Raw genomic sequence first — 23419 nt, forward strand, 5'->3', positions numbered from 1 at the left:
GTTCCTTGCCGTCACGCTGCATCTTGAAATCCAATGGGTATAGATCTGGTGATTTTCCCTTCATGTTTTAACTCAAAATTCATTGGATATAGAAAGTGAAATAAGAGCCTATATTATTAGGCTCTTTGTGATGAGCTTCACTTAATTTTATTTTCAAATGGATTAATGGATTTTATTGCTTATTTCTTTAATATTACCATCTTCCAATTTAATAATACGGTCGGCAACATCAAAGTAAGCATCATCATGACTGATAATGATGACAGTTTTACCATTGGCTTTTAATTCAGGCAGCAATTCAGTATAGAATAAACGTTTAAATACGGGATCTTGGTCTGCGGCCCATTCATCAAACAGATAAATAGGACGATCTTCCAGATAAGCCGAGACTAAAGCCAGCCGTTTCCGTTGACCTGCCGAAAGATTGGTTGTGGAAAAACCACCATCAACGATTTTAACTTTGTGCCCCATGTTTAATGCTTCAATATAATGTGTCGCTTTTTCGGTAACGTCCGAATCACTATTGAGCAATTGCTCGAATAAATGATAATCGGAAAAAACAGCAGAAAAGAATTGACGATAATGCTCATTGTTAGCTGGTGTTACCTGTACACCATTTAGCGAAATAAAACCGGATTCTTGTTCAAACAAACCGATAAGTAACATCGCGAGTGTTGTTTTACCACTGCCATTACCACCGACAATAAAAACAATTTCACCTTGCGATATTTTCAGACTCAATGGGCCGAGCGCAAACTGTCGATCCTCTTTATCCGTCGTGTAATGGTGGACGACATCTTTCAGTTCAAGTTCCATTGAGTGTTGGTTATAGAATGGATTAGAACTTTCAGTTTGCACGGACATAGCTTCTTCTAACTCATCGTCAAGACGGCGCATTTTATTCAATGAAACTTCTGCTTCTCTTAATTCAGGGATTGCCCCAATCACTTCACTGATGGGACCTGATAAGAAGAGAACAAGTAATGAGACAGTAAAAAGCGTTGATGGCTCTTGAGGAAGCCAAATAGGAACGACAAAAACGATGATGCCAATGGTGACATAGAATGTGACGGAACTGGCATTTATGACCCATGCATAGTTGGAATTCGCTTTGATACAGATCTCTTGGAATACCTTAGCTGCTGGTGCGATAACTTTATCGATAAAAAGACTGCCTTTCTGTTTATTGAGTTGTAGTTCTTTGCTTCCATCAATCAGGCTTTGGAAATTAAGGTATATCTTATCCACTTGATCACGCATTAATGTCATCAGGTGTAATGGATATTTTTCCCATATATAAAACAGATACATTGAGATAAGGCTTAATATAGCCAAAATGACAAACAGTTCCCAGGATATCCAGGCTAAATAACTAAAGCAGGCCAAGATTAAGGTGACATTACCAAAAACGCTGGGTGCCAGCATAAAGGAGTGTACAAATACATCGACATCTTTAGTTAAAACTGCCAATAAGCCGTGTCGTCCGAGTTTATGCAGTTTTTTTAGTGGGGCACGTAGAATTTTACTACTCAAACTCAGACGCAATGAATAAATCGTAGATTGTGCTAAATGAGATAATGTGATTTCTGATACTGTTTTAGTAATAAAAAATATAAAACACATACCAAAAAAGCCTAAAAGAAACATAGTTAGGTTGATCTGTTCTGTAACACCCTGGCTGATCATGCCAACTATAGAAGCACCGGCAAACCCACTAATTAATGCGCTTATTGTCGATACCAGCAGTAATACCCAAGATTGACGATATAAATAAGCTATTAGAGTCATAAAAAACAAGCCATTGTCAAAGGTTATAATTAATATGAAAATTCATATATCTGTCTACACAATCCACTATGGTTGTTTTTTTCTTATCAAACTGCAAGCGTGATTTATAGCACGGCAATATTAATAAATATAATTTCAATTAAAATTATTTTCTAATGCAAATGATAACTTACTTAAATTAAGTAGATAAATTATCTTAGGTATATTTTTACACATAAATAAAAATACGATCATAATCACGATGCTATATCATCAATTAGCTGTTTTTGTTCAATAAAGTGGCTGGATAGCCACTTTATATTTTAGTGTAAGATAATAAATATATACTTCGTCTTTTAAACTTCAGCTTGAAATCCAATGGGTATACATTGGGTGTAATTAAATTGAATGACAGGAAGTACCCAATGAAAAAATCAGGTAATCAGTAATTGCAACCTGCCATAAAATAATACTTTTCATTACGAACCCCCCATTTTTCATTTTGATTAGGTTCTAATAACATATGGCCTTCTTGAAAATTAAAACCATATTCATGGTAAACATCTCTGGAATTGGGTGCTGGCGTCAATTGGATATTTCCATTTTTACCTAGTTCGTTTGATTTATTTACTGCATACTCTATCAGTAATATACCACAGCGTCTTATACCGATATGCATAATGAAATCCTGAACTTTGGCCGGCTCTGTGATTCTTAAAAAATCATTGGTGAGCATCAATGTACCAATTGGTGTTTCTTGATAAAACATAACATAAAAATAATGATTTATTGTATTTGAAATGCTGTCAAAGTTACTGTATATAATATCATTCATATCACAAAGTAATCTGTAGGTCATTTTACCTCGTGAATACCAATTTTTCTGATCTTTATTTAACTCTTCCGTTTGTTTCGGCTCTATAAGCCAATCACCATTAATGATATTCGTTCTTATTTTGTTAACACAATATATAGCATCTTGATGTCCAACTTCTCTGATAGTGATGTAATCTTTAACATTAAATGTGCTTGGTGCCACTTCTAGGCTTGATCCATAGCAAGCGGGCCGAGTCAGTGGCCCTTCTATTCCTGAGTCTAATATGCTGAAAAATTTTGATTTAAGTATCATGATGTACCTTCCAATAATAATGTAAAATACATTAATGTAATTTTATTAAATAAAATTTTATAAATTTAAGTTATCTATTTTTTCACTCTCTACTATTGTTTTGTGGGTTGAGAAAAAACCGTATTCAATAATGTTTCAACAAATAAATAAGCATTCAGAATGTTGGGGCACTTACTTACTCCTCTCAGTAAGAGGAATATAGAAATGCCATAATTGTTTAATTTTATTGAATCAGGGTGTTGACTGAGGGAAATGAACGTAGCCAACAAAACTGCACTTGAAAGACGATGTGTATATTAACGTACAGTTAATCTACTGACTTAACACACCAGATAATATTATTGAAGTACTTTTCACGAACAATGTGATAACTGGCATGTGTGTAAAAAATATCGCTGATAAGATCACCTGCTTGAAGCCAGCACACCTTTCAACAGTTACTGTATCCGGTAAGAAAAAACAGTTCTCTGATAGTTATTTTTGGTATCATTTTATTTAATCTTTTGATTTTAAATAATATTATAGATGTCCAGAGTAAAAATTGTTAATTGCAAACATATTTTTTGGATCATGACCATAATTTATGGTCATGATTTATGAATAACTATTGAACAAAATTACTTCATTTCGGTTGGCTTCTGTTCTGCATCTGCTTATATTTATCTTTTTATGCATAAACGATGCATAAATTGAAAATAGAGTCATTTTTATAAATTGTGAAAAACATCATAAAGTAAATTCATTGTGATTTTATTGTATTGACTTTGTTAAAACCCAAAGAGATTATGGGGTTAATTACCAATCAAAAAAGATAAAAAAGATATTACAAGAGAGTTTATTGTAAAGGCATCATTGAAAACTAATCAAAACATCGAATAGATAATCTAAATGAATCCATTAATAAAAAATTATATTTAATAATATAGAATTTAATTTTTTATCCTAATTACTTGAGGAAAAACTAATGACGAACACGATTCAAAGAAATTGGTTTGACCAGTACATGGTTCCCTGTTTTTCACCAGCGAAATTTATTCCGGTCAAGGCAAAAGGCTCTCGTGTATGGGATCAGGATGGGAAAGAGTACGTTGATTTTGCAGGCGGAATCGCCGTTAATTCATTAGGTCATGCCAATGATGAATTAAAAAATACATTAATATTTCAAATGGAAAACATATGGCATATTGGTAATGGTTACACCAATGAGCCTATTTTAAAATTAGCAAAAGCTCTGGTTGAAAATACATTCGCAGATAAGGTTTTTTTCTGTAATTCCGGTGCGGAGGCAAATGAAGCTGCATTAAAAATTGCCAGAAAACATGCTTTGGATAAATATGGCAGTCATAAAAGCGAAATTATTTCATTCGAAAATTCGTTCCACGGTAGAACATTATTTACTGTAACGGTCGGAGGCCAGCCAAAATACTCTCAGGACTTTGCTCCTCTGCCACAACAAATTACCCACCTTCCATACAACGATATTGATGCTATCAAAGCACATATTTCAGAGAACACCTGTGCCGTGATTGTTGAGCCTATTATCGGTGAAGGTGGTGTGATCCCTGCTGACCCTGCCTTTTTGAAAGCATTGCGTGAATTGTGCGATCAACATCAGGCAGTGCTGATTTTTGATGAAATTCAAACAGGCATCGGACGTACCGGTTACTTGTATGCTTATGAGGAAACTGGTGTAGAACCCGATATTCTGACTACTGCCAAAGGGCTTGGCGGCGGCTTCCCGGTTGGCGCGATGTTAGTCAGGCAGTATATCGCAGAAGCATTCCAGCCGGGTTCTCACGGCACAACATTCGGCGGAAATCCGCTGGCGGCAGCCGTTGCCAATAAAGTGATTGAGCTGGTGAATCAGCCGGCATTTCTGGCTGGCGTGCAAGAGCGCCACCATGAGTTTATCCGTCGGATGTCCGAGCTTAATCAACGTTATCAAATCTTCAGTGAACTCCGCGGTAAAGGGTTATTGCTGGGGGCTGAGCTAAATGAAAAATATCAGGGCAAGGCGAAAACCCTGACCAATATCGCTGCGGAGGAGGGATTAATTGCCCTGATTGCCGGCCCTGATGTGTTGCGTTTTGCTCCTGCGTTAAATATTGAACCGCAGGATATCAATGACGGTTTCATCCACCTTGAAAACGCCCTCAAGCGATTTGTTCAGGAATAAAGCCGATTTGAGGTGATACCATGATGCTATTTAGATCCGTTCAACATGAAGATTTAGGGGATATCCTCAATCTTTCGTCCCGTGCTGGCGTTGGCCTGACGACGTTACCGAATAATCAGGAATATCTGGCGGCACGGATTTCACGCAGCATTGATTCTTTCAACGATGCAAAGGGGCGGGCACAACAAGGTTTTTTATTTACCTTGGAAGACACGGAAAAGCATCGTGTTGTTGGTGTGAGTGCGCTGGAAGTTGCGGTCGGGCTGGAAGAGCCTTTCTACAATTTCCGCGTACAAAGATCAGTACGTTCCTCCCGTGAGTTAGGCATTTACAACACATTTGAAACGCTGATAGTCGGGCAAGATTATACTGGATGCAGTGAACTGTGTACGCTGTTCCTTGACCCTGATTATCATGGGGGGAGCAATGGTGTTTTTCTTTCCCGAAGCCGCTTTCTGTTCATTGCTGCGTTCAGGCACCTGTTCTCAAAACACATTTTTGCGGAAATGCGCGGGGTCGTGGATCAGCAAGGTGAATCTCCCTTCTGGAATGCACTCGGGCATCACTTTTTTAATGTACCTTTCGCCGAAGCCGATTATTTGACAGTGCTTGGCTCCAAAACATTTATTGCAGAGCTGATGCCATTCCATCCAATTTATGTCCCTTTGTTGCCAGAAGAAGCGCGCCAAGCCATCGGACAAGTGCATGAAAATACTTTGCCTGCGCGCGCCATTCTGGAAAAAGAGGGGTTTGCTTACCACGAGGCGGTGGATATTTTTGATGCCGGTGCCATTCTGGATGCAGAGATAGATAATGTACGCACAATCAAAGCCAGCCGGCTTGTACATGTTAAAAGAAGCGAGAATGCGTCCCGATCACAGGATGGCCTGCCGTACATTGTTTCTAACCTGCATTTTCAGGATTTCAAGGCACTTCTCCTGCATCTTTCTGCTCCTCAGGATAGTGATGAACTGCGGCTTACCTCCGAGGAAATGGAGGCACTCCATCTGGATGATGGCGATTCGGTACGTTTTGTTTCTCTGTTCTCCTAAACGCTTTCACAATTAAGAGCAAGCGCTTAAGAACAAAAGCGCTTTCGCAAAATTGAGGGTTTTCATAATGAATCATCAGGCAAATTACATTGGCGGTGAATGGATAGCAGGGCAAGGTCTGCCCGTTATTAAAAATTCTCCTGTTGACCAGCGAGTTTTATGGCAGGCAAATGGTGCTTCTGCTTCTCAGGTGGATGAAGCCTGTCAATCAGCCCGCAAAGCATTTCCTGAGTGGTCCCGGTTAGGGGTTGAACAACGTATTGCAATTATTCAGGCATTTGCTGATTTGCTGACACAGGAAAAAGAAAACATTGCCCGCGTGATCAGTGAGGAAACCAGCAAACCACTGTGGGAAACCCGGACAGAAGTCCAGTCGATGGTAGGTAAAATTGCTATCTCCGTTGAAGCATGGGAACAGCGGACAGGGTATTCCGAAACGACTATGCCCGATGGCAAAGCAATATTGCAGCATCGTCCCCACGGCGTGATGGTGGTTTTCGGTCCCTATAATTTCCCCGGTCATTTACCTAACGGGCATATTGTTCCGGCATTGATTGCCGGTAATACACTGGTATTTAAACCCAGTGAGCTGACGCCGGTAACGGCGGAGAAAACCGTGGAATTGTGGATAAAGGCGGGGTTACCTGCCGGGGTATTGAATTTGGTTCAGGGAGGCAGGGAAACTGGCGGTGCATTGCTGGAAAACCGGGAAATTGACGGCGTGCTGTTCACTGGCAGCGCGGCAACGGGATTCCACTTCCATCGTGTACTGGCGGGTCAACCAGAAAAAATGTTGGCGCTGGAGATGGGCGGTAACAATGCCTTGATTGTGGATGACTATGATTCACTTGATGCTGCCGTTTATACCATTATTCAATCTGCTTTTATTTCCGCAGGACAACGCTGTACTTGTGCCCGCAGGTTACTGGTAAAACGGGGGGCAAAAGGTGATGCGCTGATCCAACGGTTACTTGATGCCGCAAGTCAGATTGTTCCAGCCCATTGGGATGCCGAGTCACAGCCTTTTATGGGAGGTGTAATTTCTTTGGCAGCGGTGGGAAACCTGCTGGAAGCTCAGGCGAAATTGTTGGCAACGGGGGGAATTGCACGACTTCCCCTGACTCAGCCCGATCCTCATTCAACCTTTATGACACCGGGCATCATTGATCTGACAAATGCCAAAAGTGTTCCTGATGAAGAATATTTTGGCCCCTTACTGACATTAAGACGTTACGACACTTTCGACGAAGCCATTTCCGTTGCGAATGATACGCGGTTTGGACTGGCCACCGGCCTGATTTCTCCTGATGCCAGCCTGTTCAAGAAGTTATTGCAGGAGGCGAGGGCTGGGATCGTGAATTGGAATAAGCCGTTAACAGGGGCATCCAGCAAGGCACCTTTTGGTGGCATCGGTGCATCGGGGAATCACCGCCCCAGTGCCTATTATGCGGCGGATTATTGCGCCTGGCCGATGGCTTCCCTGACGGCTGACAATGTGGTGTTACCTGAAACGCCGGCGCCGGGACTGGGTTTTTTAGGATGTCAGAGGTGATTATGTCGGGAATTGAAGCAAATTTTGATGGTCTGGTGGGGATGACTCACAATTACGCTGGGCTGTCGACAGGTAATGAAGCTGCCATGAATCATAAGGGGCAGGAATCCAATCCCCGCAAAGCCGCACTTCAGGGATTGATGAAAATGAAAGCGTTGTCTGATATGGGGCTGGTACAGGGGGTTTTACCCCCGCAACAACGCCCCAATCTTCCTGTATTGCGGCAATTAGGGTTTACGGGTAATGACGAACAAGTGCTCAATAAGGCGGTACAATATTCACCATCGTTATTGTCCGGTCTCAGCTCCGCGTCTTCTATGTGGACAGCCAATGCAGCAACTGTATCACCTTCGGCTGATAGTGCTGACCAGCGTGTCCACTTTACTGTGGCCAACTTGAATAACAAGCTGCACCGTTCACTGGAAAGCACGACCACTGCGCGGGTGCTGAAAGCCGTTTTTCCGGATCAGGATTGTTTTGTCCACCATGACCCTTTGCCGCAACATGCAGATTGGGGAGATGAGGGAGCAGCGAATCATAACCGTTTTTGCTCTGAATATGGTGAAGCGGGTGTGCAGTTATTTGTTTATGGTCGCAAAGCCTTGCAGGACGGCATTGGGCCTAAACATTATCCCGCCAGGCAGACGTTGGAAGCCAGTCAGGCTGTTGCTCGTTTACATCAACTTGAAGAAGCGGGAACCGTATTTGCCCAGCAAAATCCTGTTGCCATCGATGGTGGTGTCTTTCATAACGATGTGATCTCAGTCAGCAATCGCAATGTGTTTTTCTATCACCAGCAGGCTTTTCTGAACCAACAATCGGTATTGATCGAACTCAGGGAAAAAATGGCCCGGCTTGGACACACATTAATGACGGTTGAAGTCCCGACAGAGCAAGTCTCTATTCAGGATGCTGTTGAATCCTATCTTTTTAACAGCCAGTTACTGAGTCAACCCGACGGCAACATGATGCTGGTTCTACCGGAAGAGTGCCGCCAAAATCATCATGTTTCAGCCTATTTGCAAAAGTTGATTGCAGGGGGAAACTCGCCTATCAATAAACTTCATTTCTTTGACTTGCGGGAAAGCATGCACAACGGGGGAGGGCCTGCTTGTCTGCGGCTTCGAGTCGTCTTGAACGAAAAAGAGCTGGCAGCAGTGAATCAGGCGGTTCTGATGAACCCAATACTGTATCAGCGTCTGACATCATGGATTGAACGCCATTATCGTGATTCTCTGTATGCGGCTGATCTGGCTGATCCACAGCTATTGAATGAAGTTTACAGCGCACTTGATGAACTGACGCAAATCCTCAGACTCGGTTCAATCTATGATTTTCAGCACTAATCAGGAGATGAGATGGATTTACTGAATTTATTGCTTGAAAACAAAATTGAAAATACCTTGTATTTTCCGCCAAGTATCAAGTCATCCTGGTTAGCGGAAGGCGTATTACAGTTATTTCCGGAAGAACAGCCGGTTCCAGAAAAACAATCACAAACGCTTTCACAGGAGAAAAATACCGATACGCTGATCATTTCAGCCGGAATACATGGCAATGAAACTGCGCCTGTGGAAATACTGCTTCAACTATTGTCACAACTGGCTCAGGGAAGCCTGCCGTTACGACATAATCTCCTGTTGATCTTCGGTAATTTACCTGCCATGCGTGAGGGTCTGCGGTATCTCGATAATGATCTTAACCGCATGTTTGGCGGTCGCCATAAAAATTTTCCGGCAGGGAATGAGACACGCCGTGCGATAGAGCTGGAAGCAGTTGTCCACCAATTCCTTAGCCAACCCGCAATCATGGCGTCAGAGAGACTCAGGCACCTTGATCTCCATACAGCGATTCGAGGTTCCTGTCATGAGCAATTTGCTCTGTTGCCGTACCAAACAGGTGAATATGCCGCTGATTTTTTACAAGGGCTAGAAGCTAGTGATATTGATGCGGTGGTATTTCATAACGCAGTGGGGGGAACGTTCAGCCACTTTACCAGCGAACATTTCAATGCGGACAGTTGCACACTGGAGATAGGCAAGGCATTGCCTTTTGGGCAAAACGATCTGGCAAGATTCAGTAACATAACTGAAGCATTACGGAATTTGGTCGCGGGTTCATTTGTCGTTAAACGGAATAAACCTGCGCTCAAATGTTATCGTGTGGTTGATGCGATTATCAAACAACATGATAGCTTCCGGCTGAATATCCCAGAGGATACGAAAAACTTTACCGTTTTGGCGGAAGGTTTCGAAATTGCCAGTCAGCATAATCAGTCCTGGAAAATAGCCTCTCCTGCAAATTTTATTCTGTTCCCTAATGCCCATGTCGCTATTGGGTTACGGGCGGGTCTATTGCTGGCGCAATTAACGTAATCAATCCAGATATACCTAATCGATTTCGGGCTGTAGTTCACAAGGCTGCGGTTTGAAAGACAAAAAATATAAAAATAAAACCATAGAGGTCCTTGATGACGAGATCACTAAAAACATCTGCGGAGCAATCCGCAGGTGCGCAAAAACTCCACCGTGGATTAGGTAGACGTCATATTCAATTGATCGCAATTGGTGGAGCCATTGGTACTGGTTTATTTATGGGGACGGGGAAAACCATAGCAGTATCAGGAACTTCAATTATTCTGACTTATCTGCTGATTGGTTTTTTTGCTTTCATGGTCATGCGGGCAATGGGAGAACTGTTGCTCACTAAATTGGATTACCGGACATTCGCTGATTTCGTAGCAGATTATCTGGGGGACAAAGCCAGCTATTTTCTGGGCTGGACCTATTGGATGAGTTGGATTGTCAGTTGCATAGCAGATGTTGTGGTTTGTGGCGGTTATATCCAGTATTGGTTCCCGGACAGTTATCTTTGGTTAACGGCACTGTTTGTTTTGGGGCTGATGTGCTTTTGTAATTTTTTCTCTGTACGGTTATTTGGTGAAACTGAATTCTGGTTTGCCATGATCAAAGTGGTGGCGATAGTTGCCTTGATTATCGTTGGCGTGGGCATGGTGTTTGTGGGATGGACTTCACCCAATGGTGTGACAGCTTCTGTACGTCATTTGACGGAACCTGAAGTATTTCTGCCAAATGGTTTATTTGGTTTTTTTGCTGGTTTTCAGATCGCCATTTTTTCTTTTACAGGGATTGAACTGGTCGGTACTGTGACGGCTGAAACCAAAGAGCCGGAGAAAATTTTACCGAAAGCCATCAACAGCATTCCCATCAGAGTCATTATTTTTTACGTACTTTCTATGATGTGTATTATTGCTGTCACTTCATGGCCTCATATTTCACCGGAAGTGAGTCCGTTTGTGACATTGTTTGCATTGGCTGGATTACCTGCTGCGGCTGCGGTGATTAACTTTGTGGCACTGACTTCGGCGATGTCTTCAGCAAACAGCGGTCTATACGCCTGCACCCGAATGCTTTATGGCCTGTCTACAGAGAAACTGGCTCATTATAAATTCGGGCAACTTTCGATAAGCAGTGCCGTTCCTGTATTCAGCCTGATATTTTCCGTTATCTGCATGGCAAGCGGTGTATTTCTGCTGTTTATCATTCCCGATGTGATGAAATTATTCACTATTGTTACAACTGTCGCCGCTATCATGGTCATTTACAGTTGGTGCATGATATTGCTTGCTTATCTGGCTTACCGTAAGAAGCGCCCTGATTTACATAAAAAATCCATTTATAAAATGCCAATGGGTATTCCCATGACATGGTGTACGTTGATATTTTTTGCTTTCACGGTAGTGATTATGATATTTGATTATGAGACCCGCATTGCATTATATGGCACACCTGTGTGGTTTGTGATATTAGAAGTCTTGTGGCGAGTCAGAAAACGTCAAGAACAGCAAGCGGAATGAAAAGAAACAGAAAAATAAATTTAATCATTTCTTTAAACCTGATTAATTTTATAAACCTGATTATTGTTATATCCAATGACTTTTAAGTTGCAGCTAATAAATTTGCAACTTAAAAGACGACGGGTATATTGATAATTCCATTCCCCTTTTTTGTTCTGTTACTGCTATTTGAATAGCATGCTTATAAGGCTGCCGAAGATCAGGATATGGAGATGCCCTTCACCATCAGTGCCATTTCACTCAGGATCGGATGCGTGAATAATGCGGCCAACGGAACTTCCATACCTTGTTCACGCATACGTGACAGCAGTTGTATCGCTGTCAGAGAATGCCCACCTAGCCTGAAGAAATTGTCTTGGCGGCCAACCCGTTCGAGTTTCAGTAAATCCTGCCAAATTTGGGCCAATGTCATTTCCATTTCATCTACAGGGGCTTCGTATTCCCATTCAACAACCGCAGGTCGATCCAATGAGAGTATGGCCTGATGTTTGGGCTTACTATTGTAATCAGTCAGCAATTGTTGGTGTTCAATGGCGGACATAATGGGAATGTTTACAATGGGTTGCTGGGGGGCAATTTCCAATGCCCTAACCAGACCCGACAGAGCCGTGGTCATACAGAAATTCAGGCGGGATGAATCGATTCCCAATACCGCCTGAATTTCTAAAAGAAAGCCTTTACCCAAATCATCCACAGCAAAATAGAGGGGATAGTTCATCCTCTCCTGTGCTGTTATCAGACGTATACCTTCCCATGTGGTGTTGATTGTGTCCGATTGGCTATGACGATAGTTGAGTAGCGTATTAAAGAGAGGCAAGGGTGATGGTATTGCACTACAACGTTGAGCCAATGCCAATGAAGCCTGCTCGTGTTCCAGTAGCCGGGTCAGATTGCGATAGGTTGCTTGCACAGTCTCTTTTACGCTGTTTCCTGTCAGTTTAACCCGCACGGGCAATGTATTGATCGACAAGCCTAGAATCTGGTCGATATCAGTACCTCCTTGCATACGTCCCGACAAAACTGTTCCGAAGACAACATCTTCCCGATTGCTTATTTTTGCCAGCACCAGCGCCAGCGCGACATGAAATAGGATACCGGGGCTTACGCCATGACGACGGGCCTGTTTGCGGATAGCTCCCGACAGGGATGCACTGATAGGTTGAATAACACGCGTGATTTGTCTATTTCCACTGTAGATATCGAGTATCCCGAAAGGTATGGTTGGTGTATCTACATCGGCCAGGATTTCACGGAAATAAGTTTCATGTAATGAAAGCGATACTCTCTGTAACTGGGCAATAAAGTGGCGGTAAGGCAATATTGGCGTTAAATGTTTGGGATGATGGAACAGTAATTCATTAATTTCAGACATGATAATGTCTAACGAGATATGGTCATTAAGTATATGGTGACAGCACAGTGCCAGCAACCACTCATCATGATGCGGGTCATAGGCGATATTGACGGAAATGAGCGGAGCCTGACTGACATCAAGGCGATGCTGGTACGGGTCGGTATGTGCCAGTAACTGAGACCGGATGTCTTTATCGTTTTCAGGTGTGAAGGTGTCAATGTGTAGAGATGCTTGGCGACAGACTACTTGTATTGGTTGTGCCAGACCTTGCCAGCAGATGGCAGTACGCAGAATATCGTGGCGGTCAATGACCTGCTGGAAGGCGGTGAGGAAAGCATCAATACGTTCACGGTTATCGAAAGCAAGCAAAATGTGTAACAGATAACTATCTCCCTGTGTTTGTAACAGGTGATGGAACAACATACCTTCCTGTAATGGTGCCAGCGGATAGATATCCTGGATATTGGCAGCTCCACCGGGAATGATGGTTGCGATAGTATCAATTTCATGTTGCGTCAGGGAGATGAGGGGCAGCATAGCAGGAGTGATTTTTGTACAGCCATCGGGGATAAGATTAGGCGGTACAATCAATGTAATCACATTTTCATCGACGGACTGCATCATTTTCGCCATTTCAGTCAACACTGGTGTGGCAAATACAGAGCGGATATCAAGATTCCAGCCTTGTTCCCGCAATCGTTCGATTAGGCTGACAACCATCAGTGAATGGCCTCCTAGCTCAAAGAAGTGGTCGTAACGTCCCGCTCTTTTCACCCCTAATAATGTCTGCCAGATTTTGGCCAATGTGATTTCCATATTGCTGACTGGTGCTTCATATGCGCGGCTCACCATTGCCGCTTGATCTGGTAACGGCAATGCCTGACGGTCGAGTTTGCCATTAGGTGCCAGCGGAAAATAATCGAGAATCACAAAAGCGCAGGGCAACATATAATCAGCAAGATGCTGTGAGAGTTGCCGGTGCAGCTCCGTAGGCATCAGTTTCGCATGTGGTTCCCGGAGCAGATAGGCAATCAGCCGCTTTTCGTTCGGCATTTCGGTATGACTGGGGATTTCTCGGGCAAGCACGATGGCTTCACGTACACCGTGGCATTGCATCAATCTGGTTTCAATCTCACCTAATTCGATACGGAAGCCGCGTATTTTAATCTGAAAATCATTGCGGCCGAGGTATTCGATATTGCCGTCAGACCGCCAACGACCTAAATCGCCCGTTTTATACATGCGGGCATTGGGGTGTTCGCTAAATGGATCGACGACAAATCTTTCTGCCGTGAGTTTTGGTTGGTTGGAATAACCACGGGCAACACCCATACCACCGATATAAATTTCACCACTTACACCAGTAGGAACCGGCTGGCGGAACGCGTCTAAAATATAAATGCGGGTATTGGACAATGGGCGGCCAATGGGGATGTTATCGGTGACAGGTGAAGTTTGTTTGCCATCTATCATCAACGCCGTGGCCGTAACAGTTATTTCAGTGGGACCATAGGCGTTAAACCAACGGCAGGAATGTGTTTCAGGGCACGATAGCCAGTCGATTAAATAGCGGTGCTCTACTTTATCACCACCAACAATGACGGTATGGAGGCAGGGGCTGAAACCGATGCGTCCTGCTACTATTTCCTGTACCCAATGATGCCAGAAAGCAGTCGGTATATTGATGATAGTGATTTTCTGCTCACGCAGGAAATTAACAAAATTGATATCCGGTATCTTGATATAGGACGGACGCAGAACCAGCGTGGCACCCGAGGCAAGAGTGGGGAAAATATCGGATACGGAAATATCAAACGCAACGGTAACAAATTGCAGGATACGATCGCCGGGATGAGGCTGACTGACTAAACGTTGTGCATGGATAAGGCTCACGACATTGCGGTGTTCCAGCATGACACCCTTGGGATGTCCGGTTGAACCGGAAGTATAGATGATATAGGCCAAATGGTGGGGCTGAAGCCCTATTTGTCTGCTGTCTGGATTATGTTCAGGTTGTGCCGCTGTACTCTTTTGATAAGTCTCATCATCGAGTTGCCAGACAGGCAAATTTTGCATCAATAAGCCTGTTTGCAGATGTTTTTGTGTCAGCAGTAGTACAGGTTTACTGTCCGATAATTGATAGATCAGCCGTTCGGTGGGATAGTCCGGATCAAGTGGCACATAGCTGACACCGGCTTTTAGAATCCCGAACAGGCCAATGATCATATCCAAACCCCGTTCAACACAAATCGCCACCCGATCATCAGGGTGTACACCAAAGTCAATCAGGCTGTGCGCCAGTTGGTTTGCTCGGCAATTCAGTTCGGCATAACTCAAAGATTGATCTTCAAAGATTACGGCTGTGGCATTTGGTGTGCGTTGCACCTGTTCTTCGAATAGTTTATGAATCAAAGCATCTTGTGAAAATTGGCCTTGTGAAAATAGCGGGAAGTCGGCCTGAGGGGTGTTGAATTCGAAGAGTAACTGTTGCCGCTCAGCTACAGATAGCATTGGCAGATGTGCAATGGCCTGCATTTCACTGTCTGCCATAGCCGTCAGTATCTGAGTGAGGTAACCCACCATTCGTTCAACTGCCATTTTATCGAACAGGTTTGAGGCATATTCCAGATGACCAGTGAGACCATTTCTGGTTTCACTGAGTGACAAAGTGAGATCAAAGTGTGCGCTATGGCGTGTTTGATTAAGCGTTGAGACAGATAAACCCGGCAACTCAAAGGATTGCACGGGGGTATTGTCCAGAGCCAGCATAACCTGAAAAATCGGGTTGTAGCTCAGGCTGCGATTGGGTTGTAGAATTTCCACCAACTGTTCAAAAGGCAGATCTTGATGCGCGTAGGCCGCCAGAGATCTTTCTCGGATGTGAGCAAGCAGTTCTGCCACGGTATTGCAATTCTCCAGTTCAATACGCAGAGGCAGGGTATTGACGAAAAAACCGATGACGCCTTCTAATTCACTTCGTGGACGGTTGGCGACCGGCGTGCCAATGATGATATCGTTTTGACCACTCAAGCGGGAAAGGACAATACTCCAACCGGCAAGTAGAGTCATAAATAATGTTGTTCCTTGACGCTGACCAAGTTCTTTGAGAGAGGTCAGTAAATTCGCATTCAGATGAACGGGAATGTGGCTGCCGGCATAGCTTTGCTCTGGTGGACGTGTTCGAGCGGTGGGAAGAGCCAGCAGCTCTGGTGCTCCCTGAAGTTGTTCTTGCCAGAAATCCCGTTGAGCCGAAATAATCTCATCTCGTAACCACTCCTGTTGCCAGGCTGCATAGTCGGCATATTGGATGGGCAGAGGTGCCAAAGGAACATTTTGCTCCCCAAGTGAGGCGCGGTAGAGTATACCTAATTCACGGATCAATATCCCCACTGACCAGCCATCAGTGATGATGTGGTGCTGGGTGAGAATAAATATGTGCTCTTCGTCCGATAGTTGTAGTAATTGACCCCGAACCGACGGTTCATTGACAAAATCAAACAGAGTTTGTGCTTCGAGTGTTATCAGCTCATCAATGCGGTTCATGCATGAGGTTTTATTTAACCCGCGTAGATCCTGATAGTTCAGGGTAAAGCCGATATCTGCGTCATCAATGTGTTGATAAAGTTGTTCATCAACAAGGACAAAACGGGTTCTCAGGCTTTCCTGTCGTGTAACGAGAGAATCCAATGCGCGTTTGAATGCCGCTTGATTAAATTGTCCACAGAGGTACAGCACTGTCGGAATATGGTAGGCCAGACTGGCAGCGGGGTTCAGCCGGGCGAGAAACCACAGGCGCTGTTGGGCGAATGACAGCGGCAGAGGCTGACGGCGATCGACGGCAGGAATAGTGGTTGTTTGAGTGACCACCGAAGCATCAGTGAGCACGGTAGCCAAATCAGCGAGCACCGGGTGGGCAAAGAGTTGTGGCAAGCAGAGTTCCAGTGCCAGATTTTGGCGTATCCGTGTGACAAGCTGGATAGCAAGCAGGGAATGACCGCCGAGTTCAAAGAAATGGTCATGGCGACTGACGCGCTCAAGTCCCAGTAGTGTTTGCCAAATTTGCGCCAGGGCAGTTTCCACTGCACCCATTGGTGCATTATAGACGCGTGTCACAATGGCAGAGGGATCAGGGGCAGGAAGTGCCTGTCTGTCGAGTTTACCATTGGGTGTCAGCGGGAAAGCGTCAAGTGTTACAAAGGCGCTGGGGATCATATAGTCAGTAAGTTGTTTCGTGAGTTGTTGACGCAATCCCGCAGGAGTCGGTTTCACATTTGGGTCGGTAAGCAGATAGGCGACCAGCCGTTTTTGTTCCCCGATATCTTCACGCGCCATAACTACGGCCTCACGTACACCACAACATTGCTCAAGTTTTGCTTCAATCTCACCAAGCTCAACCCTAAAACCACGTATCTTGACCTGAAAATCGTTGCGGCCGAGGTATTCGATATTGCCATCGGGCCGCCAGCGACCAAGGTCGCCAGTTTTGTACATCCGTGAATCCGGAACGGGGGAAAACGGGTCGATCAGGAAGCGTTCAGCCGTGAGTTCAGGTCGATTAAGATAACCACGGGCAACACCGGCACCCGCGATATGGATTTCCCCGCTGACACCGAGCGGGACGGGGTAACCATGGGTATCGAGAATGTAGATTTGGGTATTGGCAATTGGGCGGCCAATATGGGGGACAAAGCCCGTTGTCCGGCTCATGCGTGTCCAGGTTGAATAAGTTGTTGTTTCCGAAGGACCGTAAAGATTGCACACATTTTGTATAGAGGAACAAGCAAACAACTGTTCAACAACATTTGGTTTCAATGCTTCACCAGCCAAATTGACGATTTTGGTTGTATCAGGAATAACATTGGTGTTGATCAAATGCACAATAGCCGATGGAACGGTATTTATCAGGCTGACAACTGGTTTTGTGGTGGCTGATTTTGCGGTGATCCGTATTTCACTAGTCAGTGAAAGTGCGTTAGGGACAAGATGTACCGTTCCTCCTGAGATAAGCGGCGCAAAACATTCGTATACAGCTAAATCAAAATTCAGTGAGGTCGAGAAAAGGGTATGTCCTAACTCTTCAGAGGAGAAAGTTTGTTGCGCCCACGTCAGGAAATTCACAGTATTGCGGTGTTCAATCGCGACCCCTTTGGGCTGCCCTGTGGAACCAGACGTGTAGATCACGTACGCCAGATGATGTGACGTCAGCCCTTGTGCCTGAATATCTGGATTACCGATTAGAACAGTATTATCGGCTAATATAATATCAAGGTATTGTTCAGCGCTGTCGAGTACCACTGTGGGGACTGAGCAGGTGAGCAGATTGAGTAACTTCGTTTGGGTAATGACAGTTTTCGGTGTTGAATCTTCGAGTATATACGCCAGTCGTTCACTGGGATAATTCGGGTCGAGTGGTACATAAGCCCCGCCAGCCTTCAGAATACCCAGTAACCCCACAATCATAGCCGGGCTGCGTTCAACGCAGATTGCTACCCGATCATCAGGTTGTATACCCTGTGCTATCAAACGATGAGCCAGACGGTTGGCGCAGTGGTTAAGCTCATCATAGCTCAGGGACTGTTCCTCAAAGACCACGGCAGTGGTGTTTGGGGTGCGTTGTACCTGAGCTTCGAACAGTTGATGAATTAAGGCATCTTGCTGGAAATCGATCTGGGTGGCGTTGAAATCAACCAGTAGCTGCTGGCGTTCATTGGCAGGCAGAATAGAGATATTCAAGATTGGTTTTTGGGGTTCTGTATCTAAAGCTGTTACCAGACCTGACAGGGCCGTGATCATATAGGCGCTCAGACACAATGGATCGATACCTGAAACAGACTGGACAACTAAACTGAAATCCTCGCCTAAATCGTCTACGGATAGAGTGATGGGATAGTTAGTTCTTTCTTGTACTTTCAACAAACGTATATCTTTCCATTTTGTATGGAGCGCATTTGGTTGGCTATGACGATAGTTAAGTAGTGCGCTGAATAGCGGTAAGCATGGTGCTACACCGCTACAATTCTGTGCCAACGTCAGTGAGGCTTGTTCGTGTTCCAGCAGATTCATCAGACTGTGGTAAGTTGTTTGTATGACCGACTGTGTGCTATTTCCGACAAGTTGAATCCGTATGGGCAGTGTATTGATAAATAGACCCATAATCCGATCAATGCCAATATTCCCTTGTGTTCTCCCCAGCAAAACTGTGCCAAAAACGACATCATCCCGCTCGCTGGTATGTGCCAGCACCAGTGCCCACGCGACATGAAACAGTATGCTGGGGCTGACTCCCTGACGGCGGGCTTGTCTTCGAATTGCCCTGGCCAGTGTCGTATCAAGTGACTGTGTGGTCTCTTTTATCTCTCTATCCCCACTGTGGACATCCAATATCCCGAAAGGTGTGGTTGGCGCATCAATATCGGAGAGGACTTCATGGAAATAGGCTTCGTGTGTTGAGGCAGGCACACTCAGAAATTGAGCAACGAAGTTGCGGTAAGGTACTGCTACAGGTAGATTTTCAGCCTGTTCGTTTTTGACATAATGTTCGTTTTTGACATAACAGTGCAGCAGCTCATTGATTTCAGAGATGATAAGTTCCAGCGTCATGTGATCGCTCACTAAGTGGTGAAAAGTGAGAGACAGCAGCCACTCATTTTGGTGATGATCATGGGCAATGTCGGCAGAGAAAAGTGGAGCCTGAGTGATATCAAGGCGGCGATGGTGCGGATCGGTATGTGACAGTAATTGAGACGCGACATCCTGTCTGATGTCCGGTACAAATGTATTAATGGGCAGGGATGCCTGACGCCAGACGACTTGCACCGGCTGGGACAATCCGTTCCAGCAGATGGCAGTACGCAGAATATCGTGACGATTAATGACCTGTTGTAAAGCTGCCAGAAAAGCATCAAGCCATTCGCGGGTATTAAAAGCAAACAACGTACGTAAAAGATAAGTATCACCTTGTGCTTGCAAAAGATGATGGAACAGAATTCCTTCCTGTAATGGTGCGAGTGGGTAGATATCCTGGATATTAGCGTCAGTTCCGGGAACAGTAGTCGTTATAGTATCAATCTCACTTTGCGTCAGGGAAACCAGAGGCAACATGTCAGGACTAATAGCTATGCAGCCGTCGGGGATAAGATTGGGGGGCACGGCGAGTCGGGCGGTATTATCCTGAATTGTCAGCATCGCTTTTGCTATTTCTGCCAGTACGGGAGTGGCGAACACAGTGTGGATACCAAGAACCCACCCCAAACTGTACAATCGTTCGATCAGACTGACTGCCATCAGAGAGTGTCCGCCTAGCTCGAAGAAATGATCATAGCGGCCAATCTTGTCTACCCCCAGTAACGTTTGCCAAATCTGAGCCAGTATGGTTTCTGCTTCATTTACCGGTGCTTCATAGCCATATGTTACGATGGCTGTCTGATCTGGTTCTGGTAAGGCCTGACGGTCAAGCTTACCATTAGGTGTTTGCGGGAAGCGACTGAGTGTTACAAAAGCGCTGGGGAGCATATATTCGGCAAGTTGTTGCGAGAGTTGTTGACGTAGTTCTGCCGGCACTAATTTCGCATTTGGTTCAGCAAGCAAGTAAGCAACCAGCCGTTTCTGTTTTGAAATGTCTTCTCGGACAACCACAATTGCTTCGCGTACACCGTAGCATTGAGTCAGGTTTGCTTCGATTTCCCCCAGTTCAATTCGAAAGCCACGTAGTTTAACCTGAAAATCATTACGGCTAATGTATTCAATATTGCCATCAGGTATCCAACGGGCTAAATCGCCGGTTTTGTACATGCGTGCTCCGGCTGTCGTCGAGAAAGGATCAGGCAGGAAGCGCTCCACTGTCAGTTCCGGACGGTTGAGGTAACCACGGGCAACACCGACACCGGCTATATAGATTTCCCCTGTAACACCGATTGGAACGGGTTTTCCATCGGTATCAAGGATATAAATCTGGGTATTGGAGATAGGGCGACCAATGGGAGGAGCATTTTTTTCTTGACTGTCACATAGGTAGAGAGTGGCACAGATAGTGGTTTCTGTCGGCCCATAGCCATTGAACATTTTTCGTCCCTGAGCCCAACGATTGACTAAAGTTGACGGGCATGTCTCACTTCCTGTGATTAAAACTTGTAGTGTGCCGGGGATAGAATCCATGGCAGCCAAAGCGGTAGGTGACAAAAATACGTGAGTAATGGCACGGTTTTCTAAGTAATTGGACAGGGTAGCGCCAGGCAGAATATCGGCACGTTTTGCAAGATAGAGACGTGCTCCTACCAGAAGTGCCATAAAGCATTCCCAGATACAGACATCGAAGCTATTTGAGACAAACTGCAAGAGCCGGCTATCAGGGGTAAGGGATAACGTGTCTTGTTGAGTAGCAATCAGGTTGCATAACCCGTGATGTTCAATCATCACCCCTTTGGGTTGCCCAGTAGAGCCAGAGGTATAAATGACATAAGCCAGATTGTGTGTGGTCATTTCCAGAGCTTGCGTATCTGGGTTTTCTGTCGGTTGGTTATTCAAAACAGAACATTCTTTTGCATCAAGCACTATGGCCGGCATTTTACCGGCTGTAAGATTATTGCCCAATATTTCTGTCATGACCGCCTGAATAACCAGTGCCACCGGTTCTGAATCATTAAGCATATAAACCAGTCGTTCAGCCGGATAAGCCGGATCGAGTGGTACATAAGCGCCTCCGGCCTTAAGTATCCCCAATAGGCCGATGACCATATCCAGACTGCGCTCAACACAAATCGCTACCCGATCATCCGGGCGTACACCCAGTTCAATCAAATGATGCGCCAAGCGATTGGCTTGGCGGTTCAGTTCGTCATAACTCAGGGATTGTTTTTCAAAGACGATGGCTGTGGCGTTTGGTGTGCGTTGTACCTGTGCTTCGAACAGTTGATGAATTAAGGCATCCTGTGGGAAATTGGTTTGGTTGGCATTGAAATCAAATAATATTTTCTGACGCTCTACTTCCGGCAAGATGGATAAACGGGTTATTGGCACATCCAATGCTGTAATGGCGGAATCAATTAATACGGCAAGGCGGGATTGGAGAGCCATGACTTCTTCAGTGCCCAGATAATCAGCAGAGAAATTGAATTCAATTGTGACGGGCTGGTAATCATCTTCAGGACAGGTTGTATCTGTGTACTGCTTAATAATGACTGATAAGGGATAGGGTACGCCATGATGCAAGTCAAACGATTTGATGCGGACATTGTTTCCTTTCATGTGCAGATTGGCTTTAAAAGGTTCTAATGACAGCGTAATGTCAAATAATTGAGTTCGTCCTGTTTTCTGTTGGATATGTGTTTTTCGATTAATCTCAGCAACGGGTACACGTTGGTGCTTATAGCAACGACGCAATTCTAGCGCGGCTTTGTGCATGATATCGCAGATAGTGTCTTTGGGCGAAATAGGCACCCCGATTGGGATAATGGATGCACACATCCCCATTGTGCGTTTCTGTAGGGCATTTTTGCGGTTGTGTACTGGAATACCAATGACAATTTCATCTGCGTCCGTTGTCCGTGCAAAATAGCAAGCCAAGATGGCATACATGAAATGTAAAACGGATACTCCTTGCTGAGTCGTAATCTCTTCAATACGTTGAAAAAGCGCTTTATCTATTTGCCAGAAAATAGGTTTAGCCTGCTCGTTGTTTTCTGCATTTTTGGAATGGGGAAGTGAGAGCAATGAGGGTGGCGGATTTTCATAGCGTTTCACCCAAAATTGTAAATCGTGTGAATAGCGTTGAGAAGCCAGATAAACCTGATCATCAATGATGAAGTCCAGATAGGAAGGAACGATCTCATTTAAGGGGGCGTTTTGCATCAGATTGTTGTAAGTATTAATAACCTCGTTGAGGAGTATAAACAAACTAATGCCGTCCATGATCAAATGATGACAGCAAAACTGCCAGTGCCAGCGTGTATTACTCACGCATAACAATTCAGAACGCCATAGCGCCTCATCCAAATGGAATGGCTGCATGAATCTGGCATCAATATGTTTCTTGGCTTGAATTTCTGCGTCTGAATGCGATGAAAAATCGTGCATTACTACCGATGCCGGAAAGGTATCATCAATTTTCTGCATGGGCAGTGCATGAGTTTTTATAAGCTGTAAGCGCAAGGTGTCATAATGAGAAACAATGGATTTAAACGCCTTCTCGAATAATGTTCGATTTAATTCTCCTTCAATGCAGATCAAAAGGCCGATGTTATAGTTGGAAGAAGAGGGATGAATCATTTGATCCAGCCAGATCACTTGTTGTGGAGAACTAAGGGGATGTGCATTAAAGGGGGGGGAATTATCAATTGATGATGCTGTTTTTGAGGAGTGATTATAGTTATGTGACATACACATTTCTCCTTTTTAATCGTTCAGATTTAATCCGCACATCTGTTTAAAAGTAAGAAAATTTCTGTTTAATTTAAGCTGGTTTAGGTGATAAGAATTTTTTGCTTAAAAGTGATCAAAAAACAAATCAATATAGAC

General features: G+C 44.5%; 9 protein-coding genes. 6 read left to right on the top strand and 3 right to left on the bottom strand.

Going from position 1 to position 23419, the window contains the following annotated elements:
- Window positions 1–162: 162 nt before the first annotated feature.
- Both AC5JQI_RS12295 and AC5JQI_RS12300 read right to left on the bottom strand, forming a co-directional pair.
- Entirely contained in the window at window positions 163–1788 is a 1626-nt protein-coding gene (locus tag AC5JQI_RS12295; protein WP_237386954.1) for a cyclic peptide export ABC transporter, read from the bottom strand.
- 421 nt (window positions 1789–2209) lie between these two features.
- Window positions 2210–2896 carry a hypothetical protein gene (locus tag AC5JQI_RS12300; RefSeq protein ID WP_493912375.1) on the bottom strand — a complete coding sequence of 229 codons (687 nt, stop codon included), beginning with the start codon at window positions 2894–2896 and terminating at the stop codon, window positions 2210–2212.
- 964 nt (window positions 2897–3860) lie between these two features.
- On the opposite strand from AC5JQI_RS12300, the gene AC5JQI_RS12305 reads away from it, so the two are divergent.
- From AC5JQI_RS12305 to AC5JQI_RS12330, 6 genes are all read left to right on the top strand, one after another.
- Window positions 3861–5072, top strand: a complete 1212-nt coding sequence (locus tag AC5JQI_RS12305) for an aspartate aminotransferase family protein (RefSeq protein WP_493912376.1) — start codon at window positions 3861–3863, stop codon at window positions 5070–5072.
- Window positions 5073–5092: 20 nt separating this feature from the next.
- Window positions 5093–6124, top strand: coding sequence for an arginine N-succinyltransferase (gene astA, locus AC5JQI_RS12310; protein ID WP_493912377.1), 1032 nt, complete (start codon window positions 5093–5095; stop codon window positions 6122–6124).
- Between the two features lie 67 nt (window positions 6125–6191).
- Window positions 6192–7676 (top strand): succinylglutamate-semialdehyde dehydrogenase, encoded by a 1485-nt coding sequence (gene astD, locus AC5JQI_RS12315; RefSeq protein WP_493912378.1) that lies wholly within the window; start codon window positions 6192–6194, stop codon window positions 7674–7676.
- Between the two features lie 2 nt (window positions 7677–7678).
- On the top strand, window positions 7679–9022 hold the full coding sequence (gene astB / locus AC5JQI_RS12320) for an N-succinylarginine dihydrolase (RefSeq protein ID WP_493912379.1): 1344 nt from the start codon (window positions 7679–7681) through the stop codon (window positions 9020–9022).
- Window positions 9023–9034: 12 nt separating this feature from the next.
- Window positions 9035–10051 carry a succinylglutamate desuccinylase gene (gene astE / locus AC5JQI_RS12325; RefSeq protein WP_493912380.1) on the top strand — a complete coding sequence of 339 codons (1017 nt, stop codon included), beginning with the start codon at window positions 9035–9037 and terminating at the stop codon, window positions 10049–10051.
- Between the two features lie 95 nt (window positions 10052–10146).
- Window positions 10147–11553, top strand: a complete 1407-nt coding sequence (locus AC5JQI_RS12330) for an amino acid permease (protein ID WP_493912381.1) — start codon at window positions 10147–10149, stop codon at window positions 11551–11553.
- 199 nt (window positions 11554–11752) lie between these two features.
- Here the strand turns inward: AC5JQI_RS12330 and AC5JQI_RS12335 are convergent, their stop codons facing one another.
- Window positions 11753–23281, bottom strand: a complete 11529-nt coding sequence (locus tag AC5JQI_RS12335; RefSeq protein WP_493912382.1) for an amino acid adenylation domain-containing protein — start codon at window positions 23279–23281, stop codon at window positions 11753–11755.
- Between the last annotated feature and the right edge of the window lie 138 nt (window positions 23282–23419).

This window comes from Xenorhabdus sp. XBWT, assembly GCF_059072735.1.